Here is a 26,934-nt window from a genome sequence, read left to right as displayed (position 1 = left end):
GATTCTAGGCGGCGTCCGTGCCGGTCAGCCCCACCAGGCGGGCCAGCCGCCGGTACGAGTCGAGCAGCGCCCCGCGGTCGTACGTACTCGTCGTGACCAGGTACTCGTCCGCGCCGCTGCGGCCGAGGACCTTCTCCAGGGCGTCCGCGACCTCGTCCCCGGTGCCGTGGATGTGCCCGCGCCGGGCGTCGTCGAAGAGCTCCCGCTCGCGGTCGCTCATCGGCCGGGCCAGGATCTCGTCGGCGGGCGCGAGCGGCGGGAACGCCCCGCGGGTGCGGGAGTACGCCGATGCCCAGGCCTCCGGCACCAGCAGCCGCGCGGCCTCCTCGGAGGTCCCGGCCACGGCCACCGTGCCCGACAGCACGACGTACGGCCGCTCGCCCCACGGGGAGGGCCGGAACGCCTCCCGGTACCCGTCGATCGCGCGCAGCATCTCGTCCTCGCCGCGTGCCGCCGCGATCACCAGCGGCAGCCCGGCCGTCGCCGCGACCTGGGCCCCGGCGCCCGTGGCCAGCACGAACGCGGGGATCCGCAGCCCCTCCGCGGGGTGGGCGTGGACCTGCGGGTGCGCGCTCTGGTCGCCGGTGAAGTAACCCAGCAACTCGCCCAGCTGGGCGGCGAAGCCCCCGGCGTCCTTCTTGTCCCGGCCCAGTGCCCTGCGTATCCCGTCGGTGAACCCGACGGAGCGGCCGAGGCCCATGTCGATCCGGCCGGGGAAGAGCGACTCCAGTACGCCGAACTGTTCCGCGACGACCAGGGGCTGATGATTCGGCAGCATCACACCGCCCGTGCCCACCCGGACGGTGGACGTCGCGGCGGCGACGGCGGCGGCGAGCACGGTCGGCGCGGAACCGGCCACGCCGGGCACGCTGTGGTGCTCCGACACCCAGAACCGGTGATAGCCCAGCGCCTCGATCCGCCGGGCGAGGTCCACGGTGTCCCGCAGTGCCTGCGGTGCGTCGTGCGCCTCGCGCGTACGGGAACGGTCGAGTACGGAGAACCGGGTCTGCGCGATCACTGAGCTCACCCTCACTTCAACGCCTGTCCCGCGCGGGGATTCCCGGCCGGCGCGGAAAGACCGGCCGGGTACGCCCTAAGGTGCCTCAATGACGCACAGCAGCAGACCACTGGCCGTGTTCGACCTGGACGGGACTCTCGCCGACACGGCGCACCGCCAGCACTTCCTGGAGCGCAGGCCGCGGGACTGGAACGCCTTCTTCGGCGCGGCGCCCCAGGACCCGCCGCTGCCCGAGGGGGTGCGGATGGTCCTGGAGAGCGCGCGGGAGTGCGAGGTCGCCTACCTCACCGGCCGCCCCGAGCGGTGCCGGCGCGACACGCTCGCCTGGCTCGCCGCGCGGGACCTGCCCGAGGGGCGGATCTGGATGCGCCGCGACAACGACCGGCGGCCCGCCCGCCACACCAAGCTGGAGATCCTGAAACGGCTGGCGGCGCAGGGCCGGGAGATCCGGATGCTCGTGGACGACGACGAGCTGGTCTGCGTCGCGGCGGAGCAGGCCGGGTTCCGGGTCGTGCGCGCCCGCTGGGCGGCCACGTCGGCGGCGCTCAGGGACGCGCAGGAGCGCGAGGGCCGTACCTGACGCGTTCCCGCCCGGCCCGACGCGCTCCCGGCTACGGGGTCACTCCGTGTCCTCGAGACGGAAGCCGACCTTGAGGCCCACCTGGTAGTGCTCGATCCGGCCGTCGACGATGTGGCCACGCACCTGTGTCATCTCGAACCAGTCGAGGCCGCGCAGCGTCTGCGAGGCACGGTCGATGCCGTTGCGGATCGCCTGGTCCAGACCCTCCGTCGAGGTGCCGACGATCTCGGTGACGCGGTACGTGTGGTCGGACATGGGGGCTCCCTCTCTGTTCCTGGCGGCGCGGGGCGTCCCGGCGCGCTTCTCCCACCGTGCCCCAGCAGTCGCCGGGGCGCATGTTCGGCTTCTGGCACTGTGCGGGTGCCCCGGGGGGTGGTTCCCTACCCCCCGGACTTCGTCCGGGGGCCCGAGGGGCTGGAGCGGATCGCGGTACCCCTCCCGCCCCTCGGGCCCGGGACCGGTCCGTCGCGGGTGCCGACGGGCCCCTACACCGCCACCGCCAGCGACAGCGCGAAGCGCTCGCCGGCGTCGGTCCACCACTCCCGCAGGTCCAGCCCCGCCCCGGCGAGTTCCCGGCGTACCTTCTCCCGCCGGAACTTCGCCGAGACCTCGGTGCGTATCTCCTCGCCCTCCTCGAACGACACCACGAGGTCCAGCTCGCGGATCTTCACCGTCAGCGCGGTACGCGCCCGCAGCCGCATCTCGATCCACTCGTGCCCGCGGTCCCACACCGCGACATGGCCGAAGTCGTCCGGGTCGAAGTCCGCGCCCAGCTCCCGGTCGATGACCGACAGGACGTTCTTGTTGAACGCGGCGGTGACGCCCCGCGCGTCGTCGTACGCCGCGACGAGCGTCTCCTCGTCCTTCACCAGGTCCGTGCCGAGCAGCAGCGCGTCCCCGGGGGCCAGCAGTGACCGCACCGACCTGAGGAACGTCGCGCGCTCGTCGGGCAGCAGGTTGCCGATCGTGCCGCCCAGGAAGGCGACCAGGCGCGGACCCGGCGTCCCGGGCAGGGCGAGGCCGCGCGTGAAGTCCGCGATCAGCGCGTGCACGGTCAGGGCGGGCCGTTCGTCGAGGAGCGCCGTCGCGGCGGCGGTCAGCGCGCTCTCGCTGACGTCGACCGGGACGTAGCTGTGCAGCTCGGGCAGGAGGGCGTCCAGCAGGTGGCGGGTCTTCTCCGAGGAGCCCGAGCCCAGCTCCACCAGCGTGCGGGCCCGCGTGGCGGCCGCGATCTCGGGGGAGCGCGCGATCAGGATCTCCCGCTCCGCGCGCGTCGGGTAGTACTCGGGCAGCCGGGTGATCTCCTCGAACAGCTCGCTGCCGCGCGCGTCGTAGAACCACTTCGGCGGCAGCGCCTTGGAGGTGCGGGTCAGTCCGTGCAGCACGTCGGCGCGCAGGTCGGCGTCCGTCGCGTCCTCGGGCAGGGTGCGGGTCAGCAGGAACGGGCTCACGCAGTGGGCTCCTTGAGCGGGGTCAGCAGGACATCGGTGCGGGTGGCGGAGAGGAGGGTACGGTCCGGGACCTCGCGCCAGTGGGGATCGTCGTCGTACGGTTCGGAGGCCACGACCGTGCGGCGGCCCGGCTCCGCGTAGTACCAGAGGGTGTCGCCCCAGGCGGTCGCGGCGACCGTCTCGCCGTCCGTGAGCAGCAGGTTCAGCCGGGAGCCGGGGGCGGCCTCCACCAGTTCCAGGACGGTGTCCGCCAGCGCCTGCCCCAGTTCGTCGCCGTCATGCAGCCGGTGCAGTACGAGCGCCCAGACCAGCGCCGAGTCGCACCGCGCCTCCAGGGCGAGCAGTTCGGCCGCGGGCAGCGCGCCGGCGAGCGGCGCGACCGACCGGGGCCAGCCCCTGAGCGCGCCGTTGTGGCTGAACAGCCAGGGACCGGCGGCGAACGGAGCCGCCGCCGCCTCCCCGTCCGCGCCCGCCTCCGTGGCGTCGCGGACCGCCGCGAGCACGGCCCCGGAGCGTACGACGCGGGCCAGGTCGGCGAAGGAGGCGTCGGCCCACATCGGCCCCGAGCGCCGGTAGCGGGCCGGAACCGGGTCGCCCTCGGCGTACCAGCCGACCCCGAACCCGTCCGCGTTGACGGTCCCGTACCGCTGGCGGCGCGGCGCCCACGCCTGGCGGTACAGGCCGTGCGCGGGTTTCACCAGAAGGTCGCCGAGGGGCACCTCGGGCCCCAGGCAGGCGAAGTGACGACACATCAGGACACCACCGTGCCCGGTGTGCCCGGCGGCACGTCCCGGGTGTCCGGCGCGTCCCGCGCCGTACGGAACCCGGCGAAGATCTGGCGGCGCACCGGCAGGTCCCAGTTGCGGAACGTGCCCCGGCAGGCCACCGCGTCGACGGCGAAGGAACCGCCGCGCAGCACCTTGTGCGCGCTGCCGAAGAAGACCTCGGAGTACTCGCGGTACGGGAAGGCCGCGAAGCCGGGATAGGGCAGGAAGTCACTCGACGTCCACTCCCACACGTCGCCGATCAGCTGTCGTACGCCGAGCGGGGACTCCCCGGCGGCGTACGCCCCCACCGGCGCCGGCCGCAGGTGGCGCTGGCCGAGGTTGGCCCGCTCCGGGGTGGGGTCGGCGTCGCCCCACGGGTAGCGCAGCGAGCGGCCCGCCGCCGGGTCGTGGCGGGCCGCCTTCTCCCACTCGGCCTCCGAGGGCAGTCGCCGCCCCGCCCACCGTGCGTAGGCGTCCGCCTCGTACCAGCTCACGTGCAGGACCGGCTCGTCCTCCGGTACGGGCTCCACGGCCCCGAAGCGCCGGCGCAGCCACTGGCCGCCCTCACGGCGCCAGAACAGGGGTGCGCGCAGGCCGTGCTTGCGGATCTGCGCCCAGCCCTCGGCCGCCCACCAGCGCTCGTCGGTGTATCCGCCGTCCTCCATGAAGCGCAGGTACGCGCCGTTGCTCACCGGCACCGTGTCGATGAAGAACGCCGGGACGAAACGGTGGTGCGCGGGCCGCTCGTTGTCGAGCGCCCACGGTTCGGTGGACGTGCCCATGGTGAACGGTCCGCCGGGGACGAGGACCTCGTCCGGGACGCCGGCGGTCGTCGCGGCCGTCGGACGGGGCGGCGGGGGAGCGGTGAGCGCGACGGGGCCGCGCCGCAACTGATGGGTGATCAGCATGGTCTCGTCGTGCTGCTGCTCGTGCTGGGCGACCATCCCGAAGGCGAAGGCCGCGTCCAGCAGCGGGGTGCCGCGCAGGGGACTGCGTTCCAGTACGTCGAGGACCCGGCCGCGCACCTCCGCGGCGTATCCCCGGGCCTCGGCGGGGGCGAGCAGTGGCAGTGAGGGGCGCGCGGCGCGCGGATGCTCGAAGGCGTCGTACAGCGAGTCGATCCCGGGCCGCATCGCGTCGCGCTCCGCGACCGCCCGCAGCAGCCACAGCTCCTCCTGGTTGCCTATGTGCGCCAGGTCCCAGACCAGCGGCGACATCAGAGGGGAGTGCTGGGCGGTCAGTTCGCCGTCGTCCACGCAGTCGGTGAGCGCGGCGGTGCGCTCGCGCGCTCTGAGCAGCGCGTCGACGGCGCGTGCGCGCAGCGGTTCCGGATCGGTGGTGTGACCGGTGGTCTCGATGGGGTCGCTCATGCGCGGACGTCCTTCCCGTGAGCGGGGTCGATCAGATCGTCGGCGGGGCACCGCCCGTGCACGACGTACCGCTCGGTGAACGCGGCGACGGCGCACTGCACGGCGTTGGACGCGCCGAGCCGGGGCAGCGCGTCGAGCGCCGCGTCGAAGCAGACCTCGGCGGCCGCCCGCAGTTCGGCGTCGGCCAGCCCGTACCGGGCGGCGTTGATCCACAGCGGATTGCGCGGTGCGGGCAGCGAACCGGCCGTCTCCGCGAGGGGCTTGACGGTCCGGTACGCGATCTCCGAGGCCGCCGGGTCGTCGAAGAGCGCCGTGGCCACGGCGAGCGGAACGATCCAGCCGTCCTCGCCCGGCTGCGCGTCGATCATGCGCAGTTCGAGATGGCCGCGCGGACGCACCGGCGGAAAGAGGGTGGTCAGGTGGTAGTCGAGGTCCGCGCGGGTCGGCGGCCGGGGCACCCCGGAACGTATCCAGGAACGGAAGGACATCCCTTCCGGTACGTCCCACGGCCGGTCGTCCGGACCCCTGACGCACATGACGGGAGCGTCCAGCGCGCGGTCCGCCCACGCGCCGCGCGGCTCCGCGTCGAGCGGCGGAGCGGCGGAGCGGCCGGGCTCGATCTCCGTCCACAGGGCCTGGCGCGTGGACCGCCAGCCGGTACGGCGCCGGTGGTGGAAGGGCGAGTTGGCGAACGCCGCCGACAGTACGGCGCCCAGGAGGTGGGCGAGCAGCCAGCGCCGCCCGTGGCCGAGCGTGCCCGGCTCCTCGTGTCCCGCGTCCAGACAGACCTGGACGGAGGCCGACGAGCACATCATGGTCCGGCCCGCGGGACCCGCCCGGTCGAGGTACGCCTCCATCGCGTCGTAACGGGGTTCGCGCAGAACACGTTTCGGGGGGTGCCAGGGGTCCGTACCGATACCGGTGAGGCTGAGGTCCCGGGAGCGCAGAACGGCGCGTACGGCGTCCAGATCGGCGGAGACGGAGTCGATGCATTCGGCCAGGGACGGGGCCGGGAGTGAGCTGAGTTCCAGCTGGCCGCCTGGCTCGACGGTGAGCGCCGAGAGCAGGGGCAGGGCCCGCAGAGCGGTCGTCGCCGCTTCGATACGGGCGGGTTCCACGGGGAGCTCGGGGAGGTGGAGCTCGTGGACGAACCATTCGAGTTCGACGCCGACGGTGCGCGGCGGACCTGTCTTGAAACAGATGCCGCGCAGCAGCGCCTCGGCGTCGTTCTCGGTGACCGGTGGGCCCTCTTGCGCGAAGTCGCTTGTGGGCATGGACTGTTCCCCCTTGCCGAATGGCCGGATGGACGGGATCGTGCCTGAGCCCGCCCCGGACGGGCCGGGACGGGCATCGGCCCCCACCTAAGCCATAGACGCCGACTCGCACAAGGGTGCCCCGGCGGGCGCGGAAACCCCGTTGCGCCGACGGGCGGTGGTCACCGACGATCTGGCTTGTGAGCGCACGACTGCGGGGCATCGCGAAAGAGACCGAAGAGATCGTCCGGGCGGGCCGGTACACCGCTCCGGACGGCCACGGCGTGCCGATCGGCGACGCACTGGCCGCTGCCCTGGCGGGGACCAGGACGTACGGTCCCGGCCCGGTCCCCGTCACGCCGGACACGGACCGTACGACGGTCTTCGAAGTCACGGGGGAGAGCAGTCTGGAGGCGGCGCGCAGGCTGGCCGGGGCGGCGCCCGGCCCGGTCGCCGTGCTCAACTTCGCCTCCGCGCGCAATCCGGGCGGTGGTTACCTGAACGGCGCCCAGGCGCAGGAGGAGGCGCTGTGCCGGGGTTCCGCGCTGTACGCGACCCTGCTGCGCGCCCCCGGGTTCTACGCCCACCACCGCGCCGACCGCAGCCCGTTCTACACCGACCGGGTCATCCACTCGCCCGGCGTCCCGGTCTTCCGCGACGACCGCGGCGCACTGGTCGCCGCGCCGTACACCGCGGGGTTCCTCACCTCGCCCGCGCCCAACGCGGGAGTGATCCGCAGCCGCGAACCCGACCTGGCGCACCGCATCCCGGCCGCGCTCGCGTCCCGTGCCGGGCGGGTCCTGGAGACGGCCGCCGCGTGCGGCTACCGGCGGCTGGTGCTGGGCGCCTGGGGCTGCGGTGTCTTCAGGAACGATCCCGCTGCCGTGGCGGGCGCGTTCCACGCGCACCTCACCGGAGAAGGACGTTTCTCCGGCCACTTCGACGAGGTGGTCTTCGGGGTGCTGGACCGCACGCGCGAGGCATCCGTGCGGGGCGCCTTCCGCACGGTCTTCGCCGGGCGCACGACGGAGTCCGGGGCCGTGACCGGGGCCGGCCTCCAGCCGTAGAAGCCGCCACCCGGGTGAGGCCAGGACCTGGACGGCCCGGTGCGCGGCGTGGACCTGCCGGGCCGCGCGTGGCGTCGCCGGACACCTGCAGGTGCCGACGGGCGGCTGAGGCGGCGTACGCGGGTACGTACGGGCGCGGGTACGTACGGGCCGGGCCGCTCTCTCGCGGTGTGGGAAGGAGACGGGCGGGGAACGGCCCCGCGGGGGCGCCGGGGTCAGAGCGGCGGTGCGGCCCGGCCCGCCGTGCCCAGGGCCCGCAGGTCCGCTTCGATCAGCGCGGCCGCCTCCCGCAACGCCGGCAGCAATGCCTCCCGCATCTCCTCCGGCGTGCCGTTCCCCGCGTGCCGGGCCACGTTCACCGCGGCGACCACACGCCCTTGCCCGTCCCGCACCGGCACCGCCAGCGAGCGCAGACCTTCCTCCAGCTCCTCGTCCACCAGGGCGTACTCGTCGGCCGCCGCCCGCTCGACGACGCGGCCCAGCTCGACCGGCGAGGTCACGGTGTGCCGGGTCAGCGCCGGCAGTGCCTCCGGCAGCGACGGCCGCTCGCCGGTCGCCAGTCCCGCCAGCAGCACCCGCCCCATCGATGTCGCGTACGCCGGAAAACGCGTGCCCACCGTGATGTTGACGCTCATGATGCGCACCGTGGGGACGCGCGCCACGTACCGGATGTCGGCGCCGTCGAGCACCGCCAGTGACGCGGACTCGTGCACGCGCCGCACCAGCGCCACGAGATGGGGCCGGGCGATGTCCGCGAGTCCCCGTTCGGAGAGGCGGGCGCAGCCCAGTTCGAGCACGCGCGGCAGCAGCCGCCACTGGCGCCCGTCCGAGGCGACGTACCCCAGCTGCTCCAGTGTGAGCAGCGAGCGCCGTGCCGTCGCCCGCGCCAGTCCGGTCGCCCCGGCGACCGCCGTCAGCGCCATCCCGTCGCCCCGGTCGGCACCGAGCGAGCCGAGGACGGCGAGGCCGCGCGCCAGGGACTGCAGGAAACCCGGCCCGAGTTCGCGCTTCGCCTCCAGCGAGGTGTCCCGCACGGGCGCGGTCTCCGGCGCGGGACGCGGCGCCGCCAGCGCCGTCTCCAGTTCTCCGCGCACCGCGCGCAGCCGGGGCAGTACGGTCTCGCGCAGCGAGTCCAGGGTGTGCCGGCTGGTGTGGCTGACCACGCTCACCGCGCACACCGTGCGCCCGGCCCCGTCGCGTACGGGCACGGCGACCGCGACCAGACCCGGCTCGATCAGCTGGTCGTCGCCCGCCCAGCCGTCCACGCCCGCCCGCGCCGCCCGCCGCTCGAAGGCCTCCGCGTCCGCGTCCGCGTCCCGTGCCGCGCCACGCGGCGGCACCGCCGCGAACCCCGCGTCCAACGGGTCCGCGGCCAGCCGCCCGCGCCACACCCGCCATTGCCGCGCGTCCCACTCCGCCGCGAACAGCGCACCCGGCGCGCACCGCTCGGCGGGCAGCAGATCGCCGATCCGGAAGGCGAGCGACATGGTGCGCTGCCGTGTCGTCTGGAGCACGAACCGCACCCCCGCGACCCCGTCGTCCGGCACCGCCACCGACACCGACTCGTCGAACTCGTCCGCGAGCCGCTCCGCCGCGGGTCCGAGCGCCGCCGGGATCCCGCAGGCCGTCAGGTACGCGCCGGGAAGCTCCATCAGCCGGGGCGCCAGTGCCACCTCGCGTCCGTCGCTGCGCGCCAGGCCGAGCCGGTCGAGGGTGGACACGACCCGGTCGACCGTGGAGCGGGCCAGGCCCGTCGACCGTACGAGGTCGCTGTGCCGCATCCGGTCATCGGCACCGGGCGCGGACAGGGCGCGCAGCACGGTGAGCCCGCGCTCCAGCGGACCGACCGGTTCGACGGGCTCCACGGGCTCGAAGGGCTCGAAGGGCTCCACGGCACTCGCGGCGGAGCGCGACGCCGCACCCGGCGTGGCACCAGGCGTGACGCTCGGCGTGGCACTCGGCATGGGATTCCTCCTGGCAGACCGTTGACAGCGGACGACGCTCCGCAGAGACTCGGGCGAGGTCAGATGTGAACGATAGTTCATTCTGCGAACACTCGCGCAGTGATCACCCTACGACTCCGGAGACCCGATGAGCATCCGCGACGTCTACATCGTCGACGCCGTCCGTACCCCGATCGGCAAGTTCGGGGGCGCCCTCTCCTCCGTACGCCCCGACGACCTCGCCGCGCACGTCGTCAAGTCGCTCGTCGCCCGCGCGCCCGGTCTCGACCCGGCCAGGATCGACGACGTCTACTTCGGCGACGCCAACGGCGCGGGTGAGGACAACCGGGACGTCGCCCGGATGGCCGTGCTGCTGGCCGGTCTCCCCGTCTCCGTCCCCGGCGTCACCGTCAACCGCCTCTGCGGCTCCGGCCTCGAAGCCGTCATCCAGGCGGCCCGCGCCGTCGCGCTCGGCGACGCCTCCGTCGCCATCGCCGGCGGCGTCGAGTCCATGTCCCGCGCCCCCTGGGTGCTCCAGAAGCCCGAGCGCGCCTTCCCCGCCGGCCACCAGGAGCTGCACTCGACCACGCTCGGCTGGCGCATGACCAACCCCCGCATGCCCGACGAGTGGACCGTCCCGCTCGGCGAGGGCGCCGAGCTCATCGCCGACAAGCACGGCATCACCCGCGAGCAGCAGGACGCCTTCGCGCTGGCCAGCCACCAGAAGGCGGCCGAGGCGTGGGCGGAGGGGCTGTACGACGGAGAGGTCGTCCCGTACGACGGCGTGGACCTCACCCGGGACGAGTGCATCCGCGAGGGTTCGACCATGGAGGCGCTGGCGAGGCTGAAGCCCGTCTTCCGCAAGACCGGCAGCGTCACGGCGGGCAACGCCTCGCCCCTCAACGACGGCGCCGCCGCCCTCCTGATCGTCGACGAGGAGGGCCTGCGCGCCACCGGCCGCGAGCCGCTCGCCCGCATCCGCGCCTCCGCCGTCACCGGCATCGAGCCGCAGCTCTTCGGCCTCGGCCCGGTCGAGGCGGTCCAGCGGGCGCTCGCCAAGGCGGGCCGGTCCTTCACCGGCCTCACCACCTTCGAGCTGAACGAGGCCTTCGCCGCCCAGTCGCTCGGCTGCCTCGCCGAATGGCCGGACCTCGACCCCGCCGTCGTCAACCCGCGCGGCGGTGCCATCGCCATCGGCCACCCGCTCGGCGCCTCCGGCGCCCGCCTCGCCGGATCCGTCGCCCACCAGCTCGCCGCCGCGGGCTCGGGCACCGGCCTCGCCGCGCTGTGCATCGGCGTCGGCCAGGGCCTCGCCCTCGTACTGGAGCGCTGAACCGATGTCCTCCACCCTCCGCACCACCGTAGGAATCATCGGCGCCGGCCCGGCCGGGCTGCTCCTCGCCCGGCTGCTGCACAACGCCGGCATCGACTGCGTCGTCCTGGAGAACAGGACCCGCGCGTACGTCGAACAGCGCCAGCGCGCCGGGATCCTCGAACAGGGCACCGTCGACGCCCTGCGCGCCTGCGGCGCCGGCGCCCGCATGGACGCCGAAGGACTCGTGCACCACGGCATCGAGCTCCGCTTCGACCGGCGGAGCCACCGCGTCGACTTCCCCGAACTGACCGGCGGGCGGTCGGTGACGGTGTACGCCCAGACCGAGGTCGTCAAGGACCTCGTCGCGCTCCAACTGGCCGAAGGGCCCCCGCTGTTCTTCGAGGCCGAGGCCCTCGCCGTCGAGAAGCCGGAATCCGGCCGGCCGGTCGTCCGCTTCGCGCACGACGGCCGCGAGCAGACCCTGGAGTGCGACTACGTCGTCGGTTGCGACGGCTTCCACGGCATCGCTCGCGCGGCGGTCCCGGACGCGGTCCGGCGTACGTACGAGCGCACGTACCCGTACTCCTGGCTGGGCGTCCTCGCCGATGTCCCGCCGTCCTGCGACGAGTTGATCTACGCACGCGGCGAGGGCGGCTTCGCCCTCCACAGCATGCGCTCGCCCGACGTCTCCCGTCTCTACCTCCAGGTCCCCAACGGCACCGACCCCGCCGACTGGTCCGACGAGCGGATCTGGGACGAGCTCGACCGGCGCTTCGCGGTCGACGGGGACTGGAGCCTGGCGCGCGGCCCGATCACCTCGAAGTCGGTGACCCCGATGCGCAGTCACGTCACCGAGCCCATGCGGTACGGACGGGTCTTCCTGGCCGGGGACGCGGCGCACATCGTGCCGCCCACCGGTGCCAAGGGGCTCAACCTGGCGGTCTCCGACGTGCAGGTCCTGGCGCGTGCCTTCACCCACCACCACCGCACCGGATCGGACGAACTCCTCGATTCCTACTCCGACTTGTGCCTGCGGCGGGTATGGCAGGCCACCCGTTTCTCGTACGACATGACTACGATGTTGCACAGTCAACCAAACGAGAGTGCGTTCGACGGCCGAGTGCATCTCGCAAGGCTGCACCGCCTCGCTGCCTCCCGGCCCGCCGCCGCGGAGCTGGCCGCGAACTACACGGGACTTCCCCTCGACTGAGCGACCGCACGACTGAGTGACTGAGCGACTGAGCGACTGGAGATCCGCATGCCCCTGCTCGACCCCAAGACCTGGCAGCCCGTCCGGCTCTCGGGCGGTGAGTCGGACGTCGTCGAGCCCGCCACGGGCGGAACGCTCGGCCGCGTCACGCTCGCCACCGCGGAGGACGTCGGTACGGCCGCCCGGACCGCCGGGGCCGTACAGGCGGCCTGGTCCCGCACACCGCACCTCCAGCGGGCCGCCGTGCTCCGCCGCGCCGGCGACCTCTTCGCCGCGCACGCCGACGAGCTGCGAGAATGGCTCGTACGGGAATCCGGGTCCATACCCGGCAAGGCCGACTTCGAACTCCACGTCGCCGCCCAGGAGTGCTACGAGGCCGCCGCCCTGGCCTCCCGCCCGACCGGCCAGGTGCTGCCCAGCGAGGCGCCCCGGCTGTCGTACACCCAGCGGGTTCCGGCCGGGGTGGTGGGCGTCATCGCCCCCTTCAACGCCCCGCTGATCCTCTCCATACGTTCCGTCGCCCCCGCTCTCGCGCTGGGCAACGCCGTTCTGCTCAAGCCCGACCCCCGCACCGCGGTCTGCGGCGGCCTCGCTCTGGCCGCCGTGTTCGCCGAGGCGGGACTGCCCGAGGGCCTGCTGCACGTCCTGCCCGGCGGCGCCGAGGCCGGCCGGGCGCTCGTCGCCGACCCGGGCGTACCGGTCGTCTCCTTCACCGGATCCACGGGAGCGGGCCGCGCGGTCGGGGAGGCCGCGGGGCGCGCGCTCAAGCGCGCACACCTGGAACTGGGCGGCAACTCCGCCCTCGTCGTCCTGGAGGACGCCGACCTCGAAGGCGCCGTCGCCCAGGCGTCCTGGGGCTCCTTCTTCCACCAGGGCCAGATCTGCATGACCACGGGCCGCCACCTCGTGCACGCCTCGCTCTACGACGAGTACGTCGAACGGCTCGCCGCCAAGGCCGAGTCCCTGGCCGTCGGTGACCCGCACCAGGAGAAGGTGCACCTGGGCCCGATCATCGACCAGGGCCAACTCGACAAGATCCACGGCCTGGTGGAGGCCAGCACGGCGAGCGGCGCGAAGCTCGCGGCGGGCGGCACGCACCGCGACCTCTTCTACCGGCCCACCGTGCTGGCGGGCGTCGGCGACGACACCCCCGCGTACGCCGAGGAGGTGTTCGGCCCGGTCGCACCGGTCCGCTCCTTCACCACCCTCGACGAGGCCGCGGCCCTGGCGTCGGCGAGCCCGTACGGTCTCTCCCTGGGCATCGTCACCCGCGACACCGCACTCGGGGTGCGGCTCGCGGACCGTATCCCCACCGGGATCGTCCACATCAACGACCAGACGGTGAACGACGAGGCGGTCGCGCCCTTCGGCGGCGTCGCGGCGTCCGGCACGGGGGCGCGCTTCGGCGGCGAGGCGAACCTGGAGGCCTTCACCGAACTGCGCTGGACGACGGTGCGCCGCGAACCGGCGGACCACCCCTTCTAGGCCACCCCTTCCAGGAGCACCCCGCTTCCGGGGGCACCCCGCTTCCAGGAGGACCCCGCCCCGCACCCGCGCGGAGAAGGGCCCGGCCGCACGTTCCGGCCGGGCCCTTCTCCGCGCTCTGCCGCGCCTCAGCCCGCTTCCTGCGCGCCCTGCGCCTGCTTCGCGTCCTCGACGGACTTGCGGACCTCGTCCATGTCGAGCTTGCGGGCCTGGCCGATCACGTCCTCGAGCGCCGCCTCGGGCAGCGCGCCGGGCTGGGCGAACACCGCCACGTTCTCGCGCACGATCATCAGGGTCGGGATCGAGCGGATCTCGAAGGCCGCGGCCAGCTCCTGCTGGGCCTCCGTGTCGACCTTGGCGAAGACGAGGTCCTCGTGGCGCTCGGACGCCCTCTCGAAGACGGGCGCGAACTGCCGGCAGGGACCGCACCAGGAAGCCCAGAAGTCGATGAGGATGAAGTCGTTCTCGCTCACGACCTGGTCGAAGTTTTCCTTGGTGAGCTCGACGGTGGACATGGTGTGCTCCTCTTCCTGGCGTAGCGGGCGAAGCCGTCCCGCACAACGGCATGCGGGTTCGCCGTATTCCGCCTGCCCGGCTGGCCACGGCGCACACCTCGCACCAGACTGCGCCTATGACGAATGCAGCGGAGTACGACGTCGTGGTGGTCGGAGCCGGACCCGTCGGCGAGAACGTCGCGGACCGTGCCCGGGCGGCCGGGCTGAGCACAGCGGTGGTGGAGAACGAACTGATCGGCGGCGAATGCTCCTACTGGGCGTGCATGCCCAGCAAGGCGCTGCTGCGCCCGGTGACCGCACGCGCCGACGCGCGCCGCGTCCCGGGGTTGCGCCAGGCGGTGCAGGGCCCCCTCGACGTCGCCGAGGTGCTCGCCCACCGCGACTACTACGCGTCGAACTGGAAGGACGACGGCCAGGTGGGCTGGCTGGAGTCGGTCGGAGCGGACATCCACCGCGGCAGGGGCCGGCTCGCGGGCCCCCGGCGGGTGACCGTCGAGGCGCCCTCGGGCGAGCGGTACACCCTCACGGCGCGGCACGCGGTGGCGGTGTGTACCGGAAGCCGGGCCCTCGTCCCCGACCTGCCGGGACTGGCCGGTGCGAACCCCTGGACCAGCCGCGAGGCGACCAGCGCCGGCAAGGTGCCCGGCCGGCTCGTGATCGTCGGTGGGGGAGTGGTCGCCGTGGAGATGGCCACGGTCTGGCAGGCGCTCGGTTCCCGGGTCACCGTGCTCGTACGTGGAAAGGGCCTGCTGGCGAACATGGAGCCCTTCGCGGGCGAGCTGGTCGCCGAGGCGCTGACGGAAGCGGGTGCGACCGTACGGACCGGGACCTCCGTCGCCGCCGTCGAGCGCGACGGCGGCCACGGCCCGGTCACCGCCGTACTCGACGACGGCGAGCGGATCGAGGCCGACGAGATCCTCTTCGCCACCGGCCGCGCCCCGCGCACCGAAGACATCGGCCTGGACACGGTCGGACTGAAGCCCGGCTCCTGGCTGACGGTCGACGACAGCTGCCGGGTGGAGGGCAGTGACTGGCTGTACGCCGTGGGGGACGTCAACCACCGGGCGCTGATGACCCACGAGGGCAAGTACCAGGCACGCGTCGCGGGCGACGCCATCGCCGCCAGGGCCCACGGCAAGCCCCTGGACACCGCACGCTGGGGCGCCCACTCCGCCACCGCCGACCACGCCGCCGTACCCCAGGTCGTCTTCACCGACCCCGAGGCGGCGGCGGTCGGCCTCACGCTCGCCCAGGCGGAGGCGGAGGGGCGCCGGGTGCGGGCCGTCGACTACGACATGGCGTCGGTATCGGGCGCCGGCCTGTACGCCGACGGCTACCGGGGCCGCGCCCGCATGGTCGTCGACCTGGACCGCGAGACCGTACTCGGCGCCACCTTCGTGGGCCCGGGGGTGGCCGAGCTGCTGCACTCGGCCACGGTGGCGGTGGCGGGGGAGGTCCCGATCGCCCGCCTGTGGCACGCGGTCCCGGCGTATCCGACGATCAGCGAGGTGTGGCTGCGGCTTCTGGAGACGTACCGGGGCTGAGTACGCGGGTCCGGGTTCGAGCGGGCGGGCCGCGGGCCCGGCCCGCCTCCTCCGCGCGGGCGGGCCACGACGACGTGCCGGCCTTCGACGCCGCAGTCCCGCCGGTCGGCACGTGGGACCGGGCACCCGTCGTGAAAACGGGTTGCCCGGTGATCGGCCGGCTGGGAGGCTGCCGGTCATGTCCGACAACAGAACCAGCGGTTCGCAGGCGGTGGCCGGAGCGGCCGGGGTGGCCGCCCTCTTCTCCAGGGGGCGGCTGACGGCGATCCCGCGGAAGGCGGCCCGCCGCGAGCAGTTGCTCGTACACCTGGCGCAGACGCTGTTCGAGCGGGACCGGGCGTACAGCGAGCGCGAGGTCAACGAGGCGCTGCTCACGGTGCACGAAGACTGTTCGGCGCTGCGCCGCCACCTGGTCGTGGCGGGCCTGCTGGACCGCCCCAGGGACGGCAGCAGCTACCGGCGGGCCCGGTAGCCGGTCGCGACGCCCCGGGACGGGACCCGGACGTCAGGCCGGGGGCGCGGGCTTGAGGACGGCGAAGGTCGCGCCGAAGGGGTCGGCGAGCCAGGCGATCCTGCCCACGTCCGGGACGTCCGCGGCGGGCATGACGACCGACCCGCCACTCGCCCGGCACCTGGTGACGGTCTCGTCCACGTCCTCCACGGCGAAGTACGGAATCCAGCGCGCCTCCCCGGACTCGCTCTGGAGCGGGGCGACGCCGCCGAACGAGGTTTCCTGCTGGTCGCCTTCGGCGGTGGAGAGCACGGTGTACGTCATGCCAGGCGCCTCCAACTCCTGCGACCGCCAGCCGAACAGCGAGCCGTAGAAGCCGAGGGCGGCCGCCGGATCACCGATGTGCAGCTCGGCCCAGCACAGGCTGGTGTCGTCGGAGACCTTCTCCAGCCCTTCGACGGCGGCCGACTGCCATACGGCGAACTCCGCGCCGCCCGGGTCGGTCAGACAGGCCATCCGCCCGGCGTCCATGACGTCGAAGGGCTCCACGCGGACGGTCCCGCCGCCCTGTTCGGCCGCCCGGACCGTGGCATCGGCGTCGGGTGTCCGGAAGTACACCGTCCAGGCGGAACCCGCCCCCTCCTCCGTCAGCGGCCCGAGGGCGGCCACCGTCCTGCCGTCCTGCTGGAAGAAGCCGTACCCGCCGGCGTCGGGGCCGGCCGACCGGAAGTCCCATCCGAAGACCTGGCCGTAGAACGTGGCGGCTGCCGAGGTGTCGGGGCTGCCGAGGTCGAGCCAGTTGGGGGATCCGGTGACGAAGTCGGTGCTGAGCATCGTGGGGGCGCCCTGCCTCTCTGGAGGTTTGCCGCGGGGTGTCGACGGAGCATCAGCCACCCTTGCCGATCGCCTCCACGGCGCTTCAGCCATCGCATTCGCGGGGATCCGGTTTCATCCGCATGGACCAGCCGACCAGCCGACCAGCCGACCGACAGGCCAACGGGGAGCGGGGCCAACGGGCCGGCAAGCAGGCGGTCAGGCGGTCCGGTCGCGGCGGTCCGGTTCCCGGCCCGGCTCGTGGCCGGGCCGCGCGCGAGGCACCAGCACCGGGGCGACATGGCCGAGTACGGTGTCGCGGTCCACCACGACACGGGCCACGTCGTCCCGGCTCGGCACCTCGTACATCACGTTGAGCAGGACCTCTTCGAGGATGGTGCGCGCCGCCCGGGCGCCGGTACGGCGGAGCAGTGCCTGGTCGGCGATCGCGCCCAGAGCGTCCTCGGTGAACTCCAGCTCCACGCCGTCGATTTCGAACAGCCGCCGGTACTGCTGGATCAGCGCGTGGCGCGGCTCGGTGAGGATCCGTACCAACGCCGCCCGGTCCAGCGGCTGCACGACCGACACCATCGGGAGCCGGCCGACGATCTCCGGGATCAGCCCGAACTCCAGCAGGTCCTGGGGCATGACGCCGGCGAAGGGGTCCTCCCCCTCCCGGTCCTTCCCGGTGGCAGGGACCGGGAAGCCGAACCCGATGCCCCGGTGGCCGGCCCGCTGCTCGATGATCCGCTCCAGACCGGCGAACGCGCCGCCGACGATGAACAGCACGTTGCTCGTGTCGAAGGAGATGAACTCCTGCTGCGGATGTTTGCGGCCGCCCTGCGGCGGCACGCTCGCGACCGTGCCCTCCAGGATCTTCAGGAGCGCCTGCTGTACGCCCTCACCGCTCACGTCGCGCGTGATCGACGGGTTCTCGCCCTTCCGGGCGATCTTGTCGATCTCGTCGATGTAGATGATCCCGGTCTCGGCCTTCCTGACGTCGAAGTCGGCGGCCCGGATCAGCTTCAGCAGGATGTTCTCGACGTCCTCACCGACGTACCCGGCCTCCGTCAGCGCCGTCGCGTCGGCGATCGCGAACGGGACGTCGAGCATCCGGGCGAGGGTCTGGACGAGGTACGTCTTGCCGCATCCGGTCGGGCCGATCAGCAGGATGTTGGACTTGCCGAGTTCGGTCTCCTCCGGTCCGCCGGCCGCCGCGCCGATGCGCTTGTAGTGGTTGTGGACCGCCACCGCGAGCGCCTTCTTGGCGTCGTTCTGCCCGACGACGTACTGGTCGAGGAAGGCGTGGATCTCCCGGGGCGTCGGCAGCTCTTCCGTCCCACCGCCTCCGGCCGCCCCGTCCAGGTCCTCCGCGATGAGTTCGTTGCAGAGGCCGACGCATTCGTCGCAGATGCAGATGCCGCCGGGGCCCGCGATGAGCTTGTTGACCTGCTTCTGGCTCTTCCCGCAGAACGTGCACTTCAGCAGGTCGCCGCTGTCACCGATGCGTGCCACTCGGAAACATCCCTCGCTCTCGTCGAATGCTGAAACCATATGACGTCACCATCTGGATGGTGACGGTATCTTGAACCGACACGGACGGCAACGCGCAGGCAAGTGAGGACCATGGGCCGGCTCAGCAGGGCGGAGCTGCAGGAGCACAACCGCGCCAGGGTGCTCGAAGCGGCCAGGAACGAGTTCGCCGAACAGGGCTTCCCGGGAGCCAAAGTGGACGCCATCGCCGAGCGCGCCGGGCTGACCCGTGGCGCGGTGTACTCCAACTTCCCCGGCAAGCGGGCGCTGTACTTCGCGGTCCTGGCCGACCTCGCCGAACACGTGCCCGAGCCCCCGCACCCCGCGCCGGGCCGTACCCGCCCCGAGGCGCTCGGCGCACTCGCCCGCGCCTGGGTCGCCGGACTGCCGCTCACCGGCACCGGCACAGGCACCGGCGACCGGCACGAATCGCCCCGGCTGGGCAGGCACCTGATGCCCGAGATCCTCTCCGAGGAGCGGATCCGGCGGCCGTTCGCCCAGCTGATGAAGCTGGACGCGGTCCTGCTCGGGCTGGCTCTGGAGGGACTGCGGCGGCCCGACGCACCGCCCGGCCGCCTGGTGCGCGTCGCGGAGGCCGTCCTCACGACGCTGCACGGCGCGAGTCAGATGGCCGACGCGGCCCCCGGTTTCATCGAGCCCTTCAACATCGTCAGCGCCTGTGAGCGGCTGGCGGACCTCGCTCTCGACGACACGTGGCCTCCGCCGCACCTCCCCTACATCCCACAGGCACGCCCGGCCGACGAGCCGTGGTCCCCGCCGCCCGCGATGGACGCCGTACGCGGCGGGCCGGCGCGGCTGGCGGACGACGGCGTGGTGGTGATTCTCGGGCTGCACCGGCTCGAAGCCGCCGAGGAAGCGGTACGGGCCGCACCGCCCGGGGCCACGGTCACCGCCGTCCTGGTCACCGGCGAGCCGGCCGAACTGACGCCCCTGGCACGGTGGGCCGTCGCCGGGCTGTGCGGCTGCCTGCGGCAGGCGTTCCCGCCGTCGGCGTGGCCGCGGCTCCAGGTGGTGCACGACGTGTCGGGCGTCCTCGCCGAGGCGGCCGGGGTACCGGCCGTCAGCGACGGCACCGAGGCCGCCGTCCGTGTCGCAGGAGGCCGGATCGTGGCGCGCGCCGACGGCCGCGGCGCCTGCCACGCGGCGGCCGCGGCGGAAGGGGCCACCACACGGGCCGGCGGTGCCCGCCCGGGCGGGAGCCGCCGTACCCGCCGGGACGGAAGCCGCCGTTCATGACGGCGGGAGCCGCCTGACGGAAGCTGTCCGCGGAGAACCGGCCGTACGGTCCCTCCGCGCGCCGTCGGCCCAGTCCGAGGCTCGTGACGCCGAACAACCCGGAGCGGTCGGTCTGCGGGACCGGTCCCGTGCGCATCCGCGCGGCCCCGGACGGGGGTGTCGGGCCGAGCTGCTCCATGAGGCGCACGGCCGCCGTGCCGGTGTCCGGCACGGCGATCGCCACCGGCCCGCCCGGCGGGCTCGGCGCAGGACGGACCGGTGCGCGGCGCCGCCCGGCGACGCGGTGGCCTCCGGCTACTCGGCGCGCGCCGACGGCCCCAGCTTCCGGGTGAACCAGTCCCGGGCCAGGTCGGCGACCTTGTCCAGTGCTCCCGGTTCCTCGAAGAGATGCGTGGCGCCCGGGACGATCTCCAGGCGGTTCTCGCAGCGCAGCTCCGCCTGGGCCCGCTGGTTGAGATCGAGTACCAGGGTGTCCCGGCTGCCCACGATGAGCAGGGTGGGCGCCCGTACGTCACCCAGTCGCGGCCCCGCGAGGTCGGGCCGGCCGCCGCGTGAGACCACGGCGCCGACCTCCGTGCCGGCGGACGCGGCGGCACGCAGTGCTGCCGCGGCCCCGGTGCTCGCCCCGAAGTAGCCGATCGGGAGGGACACGCGGCGGTGCAGCCAGCGGGTGGCGTCCCCGAGTCTGCCGGCCAGGGTTTCGATGTCGAAGACGTTCGCCCGGTCGGCTTCCTCCGCGGGCGTGAGCAGGTCGAACAGCAGGGTGCCCAGGCCCGCCCGGTTCAAGGCCGCCGCCACCGACCGGTTGCGCGGGCTGTGGCGGCTGCTGCCGGAGCCGTGGGCGAACATCACGACTGCCCCGGCACCCTCCGGCAGAGCGAGGTCCCCGGCCAGCCGGACCCCGCCGGCGCCCACCTCGACCTCCTCCGCGGCCTTTCCCCCGGCCCGCGCCGCCTGCGCCAGCAGTGCGACGACCTCTTCGTCGGAGGTCTGGGTGAAGTTCTCATACCACTCTCCGACAGCACGGAACATCTGCGGCACGGACAGGCACACGACGTCGTCCGCCTCGGTGCTCAGCCGGGCGACCGCGTCGGGCGCCGCCACCGGCGCGGCCAGTACCACGCGGGCCGCGCCCTGCGCCCGTACGACCTCGCAGGCGGCCGCCGCCGTGGCACCGGTTGCGATCCCGTCGTCCACCACGACGGTCGTCCGCCCGCCGAGCGCCAGCCGCGGCCGGTCGCCGCGGAACCGCCGTGCCCGCCGTTCGAGTTCCGCCTCCTCGGCGCGTTCGACCGCCACGAGGGCCTCCTCCCGGAGGCCGCTGCGGCGGACGATGTCGTCGCTGATGACCCGGGCCCCGCCCTCGCCGATGGCGCCGAAACCCAGCTCCCGGTGGTACGGGACCCCGAGTTTGCGTACGACGACCACATCGAGGGGTGCGCCGAGCGCCCGCGCCACTTCGAAGGCCACCGGAACTCCGCCCCGGGGCAGGCCCAGTACGACGGGTCCTTCCGCCTTCAGATGCCGCAGGGCCAGGGCGAGACGCCGCCCCGCGTCGACGCGGTCGGTGAACAGCACGGTGGTTCACCCCCGAACCAGGGGAGACGGAAACCACATCCATTTCCTTCGAAACAACCCCACTTGCGACTGTTCCGCAAGTCGGCGGCGCCGGGCCGCACCGGTTGCGGTTCCCGCTTCCGGGGGACAGGATGGCCCTGACCCAAAGGTGACTATCGCTCACTCTTCGTGTTCGGGGGTCGTTGCTGCAACGAGGTGAAGCATGTGAGCCTCGCGGTAAGGAGCCACGGCCATGACACTTTCCACCGACCGGTATTACGCGGTCGAACTGCACGTATCGGCGGAGCGCGTCTCGCAGATCCGGCGCATCGTTGCCGCACACCTGCGGTACTGGAATCTCGAGCTGCACATCCAGCCCGTGTGCAGGGGTGTCGAGGAACTTCTGGCCAACGTCCATCGGCATGTCGGCGACGACAGCCGGTGCGTGGTCGAACTGCGCTGGACCGGCAGGCACCTGACGGCTTCGGTGGCCGACAACGGCCCCCCGATGCCGCGCCTGGTGTCCGCCGGTGGAGGCGGTCTGGCCATTGTCGCGGCCCTGTGCGACAGCTGGGGCACCTGCGGTACCGCAGACGGCAAGGTCGTGTGGTTCACGCGGCGCGTGGAGGACGCGCGCAACAGCCCGCTGCTGCCGCGCACGCCGCTTCCGGGCGTGGGTGACGCGAAGGAGTTCCCGGCCTCCGCGCCCGCCCCCGCGCCCGCCCCCGCCCCCGCGCCGGCCCCCGCCCCCGCCCCCGCGCCGGCCCCCGCCCGGGAGCCGGTCGCGCCGTCCGTTCCCGTGCCCGCCTAGCCGGGGAAGTCCCCGGACAGCGCGGCGGCCATCCGCAGATGCGGCGCCGCCTCGCCGCTCCGGCCCTGGCGCTCCAGCGTGCGGCCGAGCATCAGCTGCGCGTAGTGCTCGACCGGGCTGCGCTCCAGTACGGAGCGCAGCTCGGTCTCCGCTTTGCCCAGCTGGGCGGAGTGGTAGTACGAGCGGGCGAGCAGCAGACGCGGAGCGAGCTGCTCGGGAACTTCGTCGACCAGGCCGGTGAGGACGCGGGCAGCCTTGTCGTACTCCCTGGCTTCGAAGAAGAGCTGCGCGCGCGCCCAGCGGTCGGCGGTAGTGCCGCGGCTGTAGTGGGCGTCGTTCAGATTCGTCTGCCCGGTCATCGGGACCCTCCTGCTCGGCGGTCGGCCTCCGGAGCGGGGCCGTGCGGCAGCCTCAACCAACCCTGGAAGTTTAATATTCCACTACCTTCACTTGCCGGTGCCCCCGGAAAGCGCCACGCCTGATGGCTTGTTGGCGCCTCGCGCGCGAGGGCGGCAGTGCCTCCCTCGCGGGGATGAATGGCGTCGAAAAACGCTTGACTAAACCTTTAACTGAACTAAACTTGTTTACTAGACAACGTTGTCAAAGAAGTGCAGAGTGTCTGCGAAACGCATATCCCTGCGCTGACGGAAGGGCTGAACGCGATGGTGTACGGAGCACTCGACATCGGCGGGACGAAAATCGCCGGGGCGCTCGTGGACGCGGACGGCCGGCTCGTGGCCCGGGCGCAGCGAGCCACCCCGGCCCGCGAGTCGGCGAACGCGCTGATGGGAGCCGTCAGCGCGGTGCTTGACGACCTGTCGCGGCACGCGCAGTGGGCGGACCTCTCCTGTATGGGGATCGGAAGCGCGGGCCCGGTCGACACCGTCGCCGGGACGGTGAGCCCCGTCAACATCCCCGGCTGGCGCGGCTATCCGCTAGTGGAGAAGGTGCGCTCCCACCCCCGCATGCCCGTCGGCGTGAGACCGGTGCTGGTCGGGGACGCGGTGGCGATGACCGCCGCCGAGCACTGGACGGGCGCCGCCAGGGGCGTCGACAACGCACTCTGCATGGTGGTCTCCACCGGTGTGGGCGGCGGGCTGATCCTCAACGGCAGCCTGCACGCGGGCATCTCCGGGAACGCGGGGCACATCGGGCACATCTCCGTGGACATGAACGGTCCGCTCTGTCCGTGCGGTGCGCGAGGCTGTGTGGAGGGGTTCGCCAGCGGCACCGCGATCGCCGCCCACGCACTGGCCTCGGGCTGGACGCCCCCTCCGGGGGAGGCGCCGACCGCGGCGGCGGTCGAGGTGGCGGCGCGCGGCGGGGACGAGCGCGCCCTGGCGGCCTACGACCGGGCCGGGCGGGCCCTCGCCGCCGGCATCGCCGCGACCATCGCGCTCGTGGAACTCGACGTGGTGGTGATCGGCGGAGGCGTGGCCCAGGCCGGAGAGACGCTCTTCGGGCCGCTGCGCCGCCGCATGGAGGAGTACGCGGTGCTCGATTTCACCCGGAATGTACCGATCGTTCCGGCGGGTCTCGCCCTGGACGCCGGACTGATCGGCGCGGCCGCCGCGGGGGCCGCGGAAGCGGGACTCTCCCGGGCCGGCCGCGCCCGTGTTCCCGTGTCCCGCCCGTAGGTCCGTCCCAGCCGCTTCGACGTCACCTGGAAATCACCTGTCGTGGACCTTCTGACCAACACGATCCAGCCCTATGCGTGGGGTTCCGTCACCGCCCTGCCGCAGCTCATGGGGGCCCGCCCCACCGGCACACCGCAGGCGGAGCTGTGGATGGGCGCCCACCCGGCGGCTCCCTCGCGTGTGGACCGGGTCGGCGGCCCCGTCCCGCTGGACCGCGCCGTCGCCGCCGACCCGGTGAACGAACTGGGCCACTCCGTACTGCGCCGCTTCGGGCCCCGGCTGCCGTTCCTGCTCAAGCTGCTCGCGGCCGACGCCCCTCTCTCCATCCAGGTGCATCCCGACCTGGCACAGGCGGCGGCCGGATACGAAGCCGAGAACGCCCTCGGGATCCCACTGGACTCTCCGCGCCGCAACTACCGGGACAGCCACCACAAGCCCGAGATGATCGTCGCGCTCACCCCGTTCGACGGCCTCTGCGGCTTTCGGCCGCCGGGCCGGTGCGCGGAGCTCCTGGACGCCCTGCGCGTGGACGCCCTCGCCCCCTTCGTCCGGACGCTGCGGACCCGTCCGGACGAAGCGGCGCTGCGCGAGGTGTTCACCGCCTTCCTCGCCCCCGGCCCACACCTTCTCGGCGCCGTCACCGACGCGCTCGTACGGGAGGCGGACCGCGACGGCCCCTACCGTGACGACTTCGAGGCATACGCCGCGATCGCCCGCTCCCACCCCGGCGACCAGGGCCTGCTGCCGGCCCTGATGCTCGCGTACGTCCGGCTCGTGCCCGGTGAGGCGCTGTTCCTCGGCGCGGGGATCCCGCACGCCTACCTCTCCGGCCTGGGCGTGGAGATCATGGCGAGCTCCGACAACGTGCTGCGCTGCGGGCTGACGCCCAAACACATCGACTCCACCGAGTTGCTGAAGGTCGTCCGCTTCGCCGCGCCGCCGACGCGCGTGCTGCGCCCCACGGCCGACGACCGGGGCGGTGAACACGTCTATCCCGCGCCGGTCGACGACTTCCGTCTCTCCCGGCTGCTCCTGCACGCGCGGGACGAGGCGCGGACGCTGGGCGGCGGTGCCCCGCAGATCCTCCTGTGCACCCGGGGCGAGGTCCGTATCGGGGGAGAGGGAGGGGCATTGGTCCTGCGACCGGGCCGTGCTGTCTACGTCCCCGCACGGGAGCGCGTCACCGTGACCGGCGACGGCGCGGTCTTCCGCGCCACCGTGGCGGCGGGAGCGGACGCCCTCGCGGGACCTGCCGGTCCCTCCGTCGAACAAAACCGCGACTGAACTTAACCGGTTCGGTCCGGAGCATTGTGTGAGGAAGGGAGAGCCCATAATCTCTCTCTCGGTCGCCGGACGGATGAGCCAACTGGCTTGATGTTCTCATCCGTTGAGTGAAGGTCCGCGCGATTGAAGTTTCGGTGAGAGCGATTTCCACCTGCCCGACGTGAGTCGCGTTCCGCGATCGGACAGGGGCAGCCGGTCCGGCTTTCACGTCGCTTTGAGAATGAAGCCCCGTGGATCCGGGATCACCACATCCGCCATGAAACGGAAATGCCGCACGCCCGTGACTCCCGGTCCGGCCGCGTGCGCGCACCGAGTTGGGAGCAAGGGATGAGAAGGAAACTGGCCACCGCGGCGGGAGCGCTGCTGGCCATGGCCGCCTCGGTGTTCGCCGCTCCGACCGCCGCACAGGCGGCGGATCCGGCGCCCGGGTTCCACGTCGAGGACGGCCGGCTGCTGGACGCGAACGGCAACGACTTCGTCCTCAGAGGCGTCAACCACGCACACGCCTGGTACCCGGACAGAACCGGTCGGGCGCTGGCCGACATCAAGGCGCTGGGGGCCAACTCCGTGCGCGTCGTCCTCAGCACCGGCGACCGCTGGACGAAGAACGGCACGGCGGACGTCGCGGCCGTCGTCGAGCAGTGCAGGGCGAACCGGCTGGTCTGCGTTCTCGAAGCCCATGACACCACCGGCTACGGGGAACAGGGCGGCGCCGTCTCGCTCTCCCGCGCGGTCGACTACTGGATCGAGGTCCAGGAAGCGGTGAAGGGGCAGGAGAAGTACGTCATCCTGAACCTCGGGAACGAGCCGCACGGCAACTCCGGATACACCGCCTGGACGGCCGACACGTCGAACGCGATCAGCCGCATGCGTACCGCCGGATTCGATCACACACTCATGGCGGACGCGCCGAACTGGGGCCAGGACTGGTCGTTCACCATGCGCGACAACGCCCCCGGTGTCTTCGCCGCGGACCCGCGGAAAAACACCGTCTTCTCGATTCACATGTACGGCGTCTATGACACCGCGGCCGAAGTGCGGGACTACCTGAACCGGTTCGTGTCCCGTGGACTGCCCCTCGTCGTCGGCGAGTTCGGTGACGCGCATTCGGACGGCAACCCGGACGAGGACGCCATCATGGCCACCGCCGAGGAGTTCGGTCTCGGCTACCTGGGGTGGTCCTGGAGCGGCAACGGAGGCGGCGTCGAGTACCTCGACATGGCCACCGGCTTCGACGCGAGCCGGCTGACCGCCTGGGGGAAGCGCCTCTTCGACGGCCCCGACGGCATCAAGCGGACCGCCCGTGAGGCAAGCGTCTTCGGCACCGGCGGCGACACCCAGGCGCCCACCGCGCCCGGCGCCCCGGCCGCGTCCGCGGTGACCTCCAGCGGCGTCCGCCTGTCCTGGGCGGCGGCCACGGACAACACCGCGGTCACCGCCTACGACGTCGTCCGGGTCAACGGCACCCAGGAAACGCAGGTCACCACCACGGCCACCAACAGCGCCACCGTCAGTGGCCTGACGGCCTCCACCGCCTACACCTTCGCCGTCTACGCCCGCGACGCGGCCGGCAACCGCTCGCCGCGCTCCGCCACGGTGAACGTCACCACCGCGAGCGGCCCGTCCGCCGGGAAGTGCGCGGTCACCTACCGCCTCAGCGACTGGGGGAGCGTGTTCAACGCCGACGTGACCGTCCGCAACACCGGCACCCAGGAGATCAAGGGCTGGCAGCTCGACTTCGCCTTCCCCGGCAGCCAGACCCTCAACTCCTCGTGGAACGCGAAGGTGGTCCAGCAGGGGACACGACTGCGCGCGACGAACGAGTCGTGGACCGAGACCATTCCGGCCGGCGGATCGGTGAGCTTCGGCCTGAACGGCTCCTCCACCGGCGCGAACGGCATCCCTGCCGATTTCACCCTCAACGGCGTAACCTGCGCGAAGAGTTGACCACAGCCGCACCCCGCCACGGGGTGTGGGGCGGTCTCCCCCCGGTGCTGTCCCGGCCGGTGGGAGACCGTCGCGCCATGTCAGAACCCACCCGGCACGGCAAGGACGGCGCGAACCGTACCGGCC

24 protein-coding genes are annotated in these 26,934 nt (G+C 73.1%); 12 read left to right on the top strand and 12 right to left on the bottom strand.

Annotation, left to right across the window (positions count from 1 at the left end):
* Positions 1 to 4 precede the first annotated feature (4 nt).
* A complete protein-coding gene (locus BN1555_RS02775; protein WP_093797525.1) occupies positions 5 to 1,027 on the bottom strand; it encodes an MsnO8 family LLM class oxidoreductase in 1,023 nt (340 codons plus the stop codon).
* 79 nt (positions 1,028 to 1,106) lie between these two features.
* Between BN1555_RS02775 and BN1555_RS02770 the strand changes: the two genes are divergently transcribed.
* On the top strand, positions 1,107 to 1,598 hold the full coding sequence (locus BN1555_RS02770; protein ID WP_093797523.1) for a phosphatase domain-containing protein: 492 nt from the start codon (positions 1,107 to 1,109) through the stop codon (positions 1,596 to 1,598).
* Between the two features lie 39 nt (positions 1,599 to 1,637).
* Here BN1555_RS02770 and BN1555_RS02765 read toward each other — a convergent pair whose 3' ends face one another.
* From BN1555_RS02765 to egtA, 5 genes are all read right to left on the bottom strand, one after another.
* Positions 1,638 to 1,853 carry a dodecin gene (locus BN1555_RS02765; protein WP_093797521.1) on the bottom strand — a complete coding sequence of 72 codons (216 nt, stop codon included), beginning with the start codon at positions 1,851 to 1,853 and terminating at the stop codon, positions 1,638 to 1,640.
* A 230-nt stretch (positions 1,854 to 2,083) separates the two neighbouring features.
* The gene (egtD, locus tag BN1555_RS02760; RefSeq protein ID WP_093797519.1) at positions 2,084 to 3,049 is read right to left on the bottom strand and encodes an L-histidine N(alpha)-methyltransferase; all 966 of its coding nucleotides are present in this window, start codon (positions 3,047 to 3,049) and stop codon (positions 2,084 to 2,086) included.
* The gene (gene egtC, locus BN1555_RS02755) at positions 3,046 to 3,801 is read right to left on the bottom strand and encodes an ergothioneine biosynthesis protein EgtC (RefSeq protein WP_093797517.1); all 756 of its coding nucleotides are present in this window, start codon (positions 3,799 to 3,801) and stop codon (positions 3,046 to 3,048) included. Before egtC ends, egtD begins: the two co-directional genes overlap by 4 nt.
* A complete protein-coding gene (gene egtB / locus BN1555_RS02750; protein ID WP_093797515.1) occupies positions 3,801 to 5,186 on the bottom strand; it encodes an ergothioneine biosynthesis protein EgtB in 1,386 nt (461 codons plus the stop codon). The genes egtC and egtB overlap by 1 nt, the downstream gene beginning before the upstream one ends.
* The gene (egtA, locus tag BN1555_RS02745; protein WP_093797513.1) at positions 5,183 to 6,460 is read right to left on the bottom strand and encodes an ergothioneine biosynthesis glutamate--cysteine ligase EgtA; all 1,278 of its coding nucleotides are present in this window, start codon (positions 6,458 to 6,460) and stop codon (positions 5,183 to 5,185) included. The genes egtB and egtA overlap by 4 nt, the downstream gene beginning before the upstream one ends.
* Before the next feature lie 179 nt (positions 6,461 to 6,639).
* On the opposite strand from egtA, the gene BN1555_RS02740 reads away from it, so the two are divergent.
* On the top strand, positions 6,640 to 7,506 hold the full coding sequence (locus BN1555_RS02740) for a TIGR02452 family protein (RefSeq protein WP_093797511.1): 867 nt from the start codon (positions 6,640 to 6,642) through the stop codon (positions 7,504 to 7,506).
* Between the two features lie 215 nt (positions 7,507 to 7,721).
* On the opposite strand, the gene BN1555_RS02735 is transcribed toward BN1555_RS02740, so the two are convergent.
* Positions 7,722 to 9,470: an IclR family transcriptional regulator domain-containing protein gene (locus BN1555_RS02735; RefSeq protein ID WP_093797509.1), complete on the bottom strand. Its 1,749-nt coding sequence runs from the start codon at positions 9,468 to 9,470 to the stop codon at positions 7,722 to 7,724.
* A 127-nt stretch (positions 9,471 to 9,597) separates the two neighbouring features.
* Between BN1555_RS02735 and BN1555_RS02730 the strand changes: the two genes are divergently transcribed.
* From BN1555_RS02730 to BN1555_RS02720, 3 genes are read left to right on the top strand one after another with little or no spacing between them, the layout of a single operon-like run.
* Entirely contained in the window at positions 9,598 to 10,782 is a 1,185-nt protein-coding gene (locus BN1555_RS02730; RefSeq protein ID WP_093797507.1) for a thiolase family protein, read from the top strand.
* 4 nt (positions 10,783 to 10,786) lie between these two features.
* Positions 10,787 to 11,974, top strand: a complete 1,188-nt coding sequence (locus BN1555_RS02725) for a 4-hydroxybenzoate 3-monooxygenase (RefSeq protein WP_093797505.1) — start codon at positions 10,787 to 10,789, stop codon at positions 11,972 to 11,974.
* A 48-nt stretch (positions 11,975 to 12,022) separates the two neighbouring features.
* A complete protein-coding gene (locus tag BN1555_RS02720; protein ID WP_093797503.1) occupies positions 12,023 to 13,459 on the top strand; it encodes a benzaldehyde dehydrogenase in 1,437 nt (478 codons plus the stop codon).
* Between the two features lie 128 nt (positions 13,460 to 13,587).
* Here the strand turns inward: BN1555_RS02720 and trxA are convergent, their stop codons facing one another.
* On the bottom strand, positions 13,588 to 13,974 hold the full coding sequence (gene trxA / locus BN1555_RS02715) for a thioredoxin (protein ID WP_093797501.1): 387 nt from the start codon (positions 13,972 to 13,974) through the stop codon (positions 13,588 to 13,590).
* A gap of 116 nt (positions 13,975 to 14,090) precedes the next feature.
* On the opposite strand from trxA, the gene BN1555_RS02710 reads away from it, so the two are divergent.
* Together BN1555_RS02710 and BN1555_RS02705 are read left to right on the top strand one after the other, a co-directional pair.
* Entirely contained in the window at positions 14,091 to 15,518 is a 1,428-nt protein-coding gene (locus BN1555_RS02710) for a dihydrolipoyl dehydrogenase family protein (RefSeq protein ID WP_176709931.1), read from the top strand.
* A gap of 178 nt (positions 15,519 to 15,696) precedes the next feature.
* The gene (locus tag BN1555_RS02705) at positions 15,697 to 15,990 is read left to right on the top strand and encodes a DUF2087 domain-containing protein (RefSeq protein WP_093797499.1); all 294 of its coding nucleotides are present in this window, start codon (positions 15,697 to 15,699) and stop codon (positions 15,988 to 15,990) included.
* Positions 15,991 to 16,023: 33 nt separating this feature from the next.
* Here BN1555_RS02705 and BN1555_RS02700 read toward each other — a convergent pair whose 3' ends face one another.
* Both BN1555_RS02700 and clpX read right to left on the bottom strand, forming a co-directional pair.
* A complete protein-coding gene (locus BN1555_RS02700) occupies positions 16,024 to 16,803 on the bottom strand; it encodes a VOC family protein (RefSeq protein WP_093797497.1) in 780 nt (259 codons plus the stop codon).
* 198 nt (positions 16,804 to 17,001) lie between these two features.
* Positions 17,002 to 18,297 (bottom strand): ATP-dependent Clp protease ATP-binding subunit ClpX, encoded by a 1,296-nt coding sequence (gene clpX, locus BN1555_RS02695; protein ID WP_093797495.1) that lies wholly within the window; start codon positions 18,295 to 18,297, stop codon positions 17,002 to 17,004.
* 111 nt (positions 18,298 to 18,408) lie between these two features.
* On the opposite strand from clpX, the gene BN1555_RS02690 reads away from it, so the two are divergent.
* Complete coding sequence (locus tag BN1555_RS02690) at positions 18,409 to 19,572, top strand: TetR/AcrR family transcriptional regulator (protein WP_093797493.1); 1,164 nt, start codon at positions 18,409 to 18,411, stop codon at positions 19,570 to 19,572.
* 294 nt (positions 19,573 to 19,866) lie between these two features.
* Here BN1555_RS02690 and BN1555_RS02685 read toward each other — a convergent pair whose 3' ends face one another.
* On the bottom strand, positions 19,867 to 21,150 hold the full coding sequence (locus BN1555_RS02685; protein WP_093797491.1) for an alpha/beta family hydrolase: 1,284 nt from the start codon (positions 21,148 to 21,150) through the stop codon (positions 19,867 to 19,869).
* A gap of 232 nt (positions 21,151 to 21,382) precedes the next feature.
* Between BN1555_RS02685 and BN1555_RS02680 the strand changes: the two genes are divergently transcribed.
* A complete protein-coding gene (locus BN1555_RS02680) occupies positions 21,383 to 21,940 on the top strand; it encodes an ATP-binding protein (RefSeq protein WP_176709929.1) in 558 nt (185 codons plus the stop codon).
* Here the strand turns inward: BN1555_RS02680 and BN1555_RS02675 are convergent.
* Entirely contained in the window at positions 21,937 to 22,281 is a 345-nt protein-coding gene (locus BN1555_RS02675) for a tetratricopeptide repeat protein (protein ID WP_093803130.1), read from the bottom strand. The two genes, BN1555_RS02680 and BN1555_RS02675, sit on opposite strands and share 4 nt — an antisense overlap.
* A 321-nt stretch (positions 22,282 to 22,602) precedes the next feature.
* On the opposite strand from BN1555_RS02675, the gene BN1555_RS02670 reads away from it, so the two are divergent.
* The 3 genes from BN1555_RS02670 to BN1555_RS02660 all read left to right on the top strand — a co-directional run bounded on the left by BN1555_RS02670 (position 22,603) and on the right by BN1555_RS02660 (position 26,808).
* On the top strand, positions 22,603 to 23,577 hold the full coding sequence (locus tag BN1555_RS02670) for an ROK family protein (RefSeq protein ID WP_093797489.1): 975 nt from the start codon (positions 22,603 to 22,605) through the stop codon (positions 23,575 to 23,577).
* A 42-nt stretch (positions 23,578 to 23,619) separates the two neighbouring features.
* Complete coding sequence (gene manA / locus BN1555_RS02665) at positions 23,620 to 24,861, top strand: mannose-6-phosphate isomerase, class I (RefSeq protein WP_093797487.1); 1,242 nt, start codon at positions 23,620 to 23,622, stop codon at positions 24,859 to 24,861.
* A gap of 327 nt (positions 24,862 to 25,188) precedes the next feature.
* The gene (locus BN1555_RS02660; protein WP_093797486.1) at positions 25,189 to 26,808 is read left to right on the top strand and encodes a cellulase family glycosylhydrolase; all 1,620 of its coding nucleotides are present in this window, start codon (positions 25,189 to 25,191) and stop codon (positions 26,806 to 26,808) included.
* Positions 26,809 to 26,934: the final 126 nt, after the last annotated feature.

This window comes from Streptomyces sp. Wb2n-11 (genome assembly GCF_001049855.1).
GTDB lineage: Bacteria > Actinomycetota > Actinomycetes > Streptomycetales > Streptomycetaceae > Streptomyces > Streptomyces altiplanensis.
This window is presented reverse-complemented; position numbering and strand designations above follow the sequence as displayed.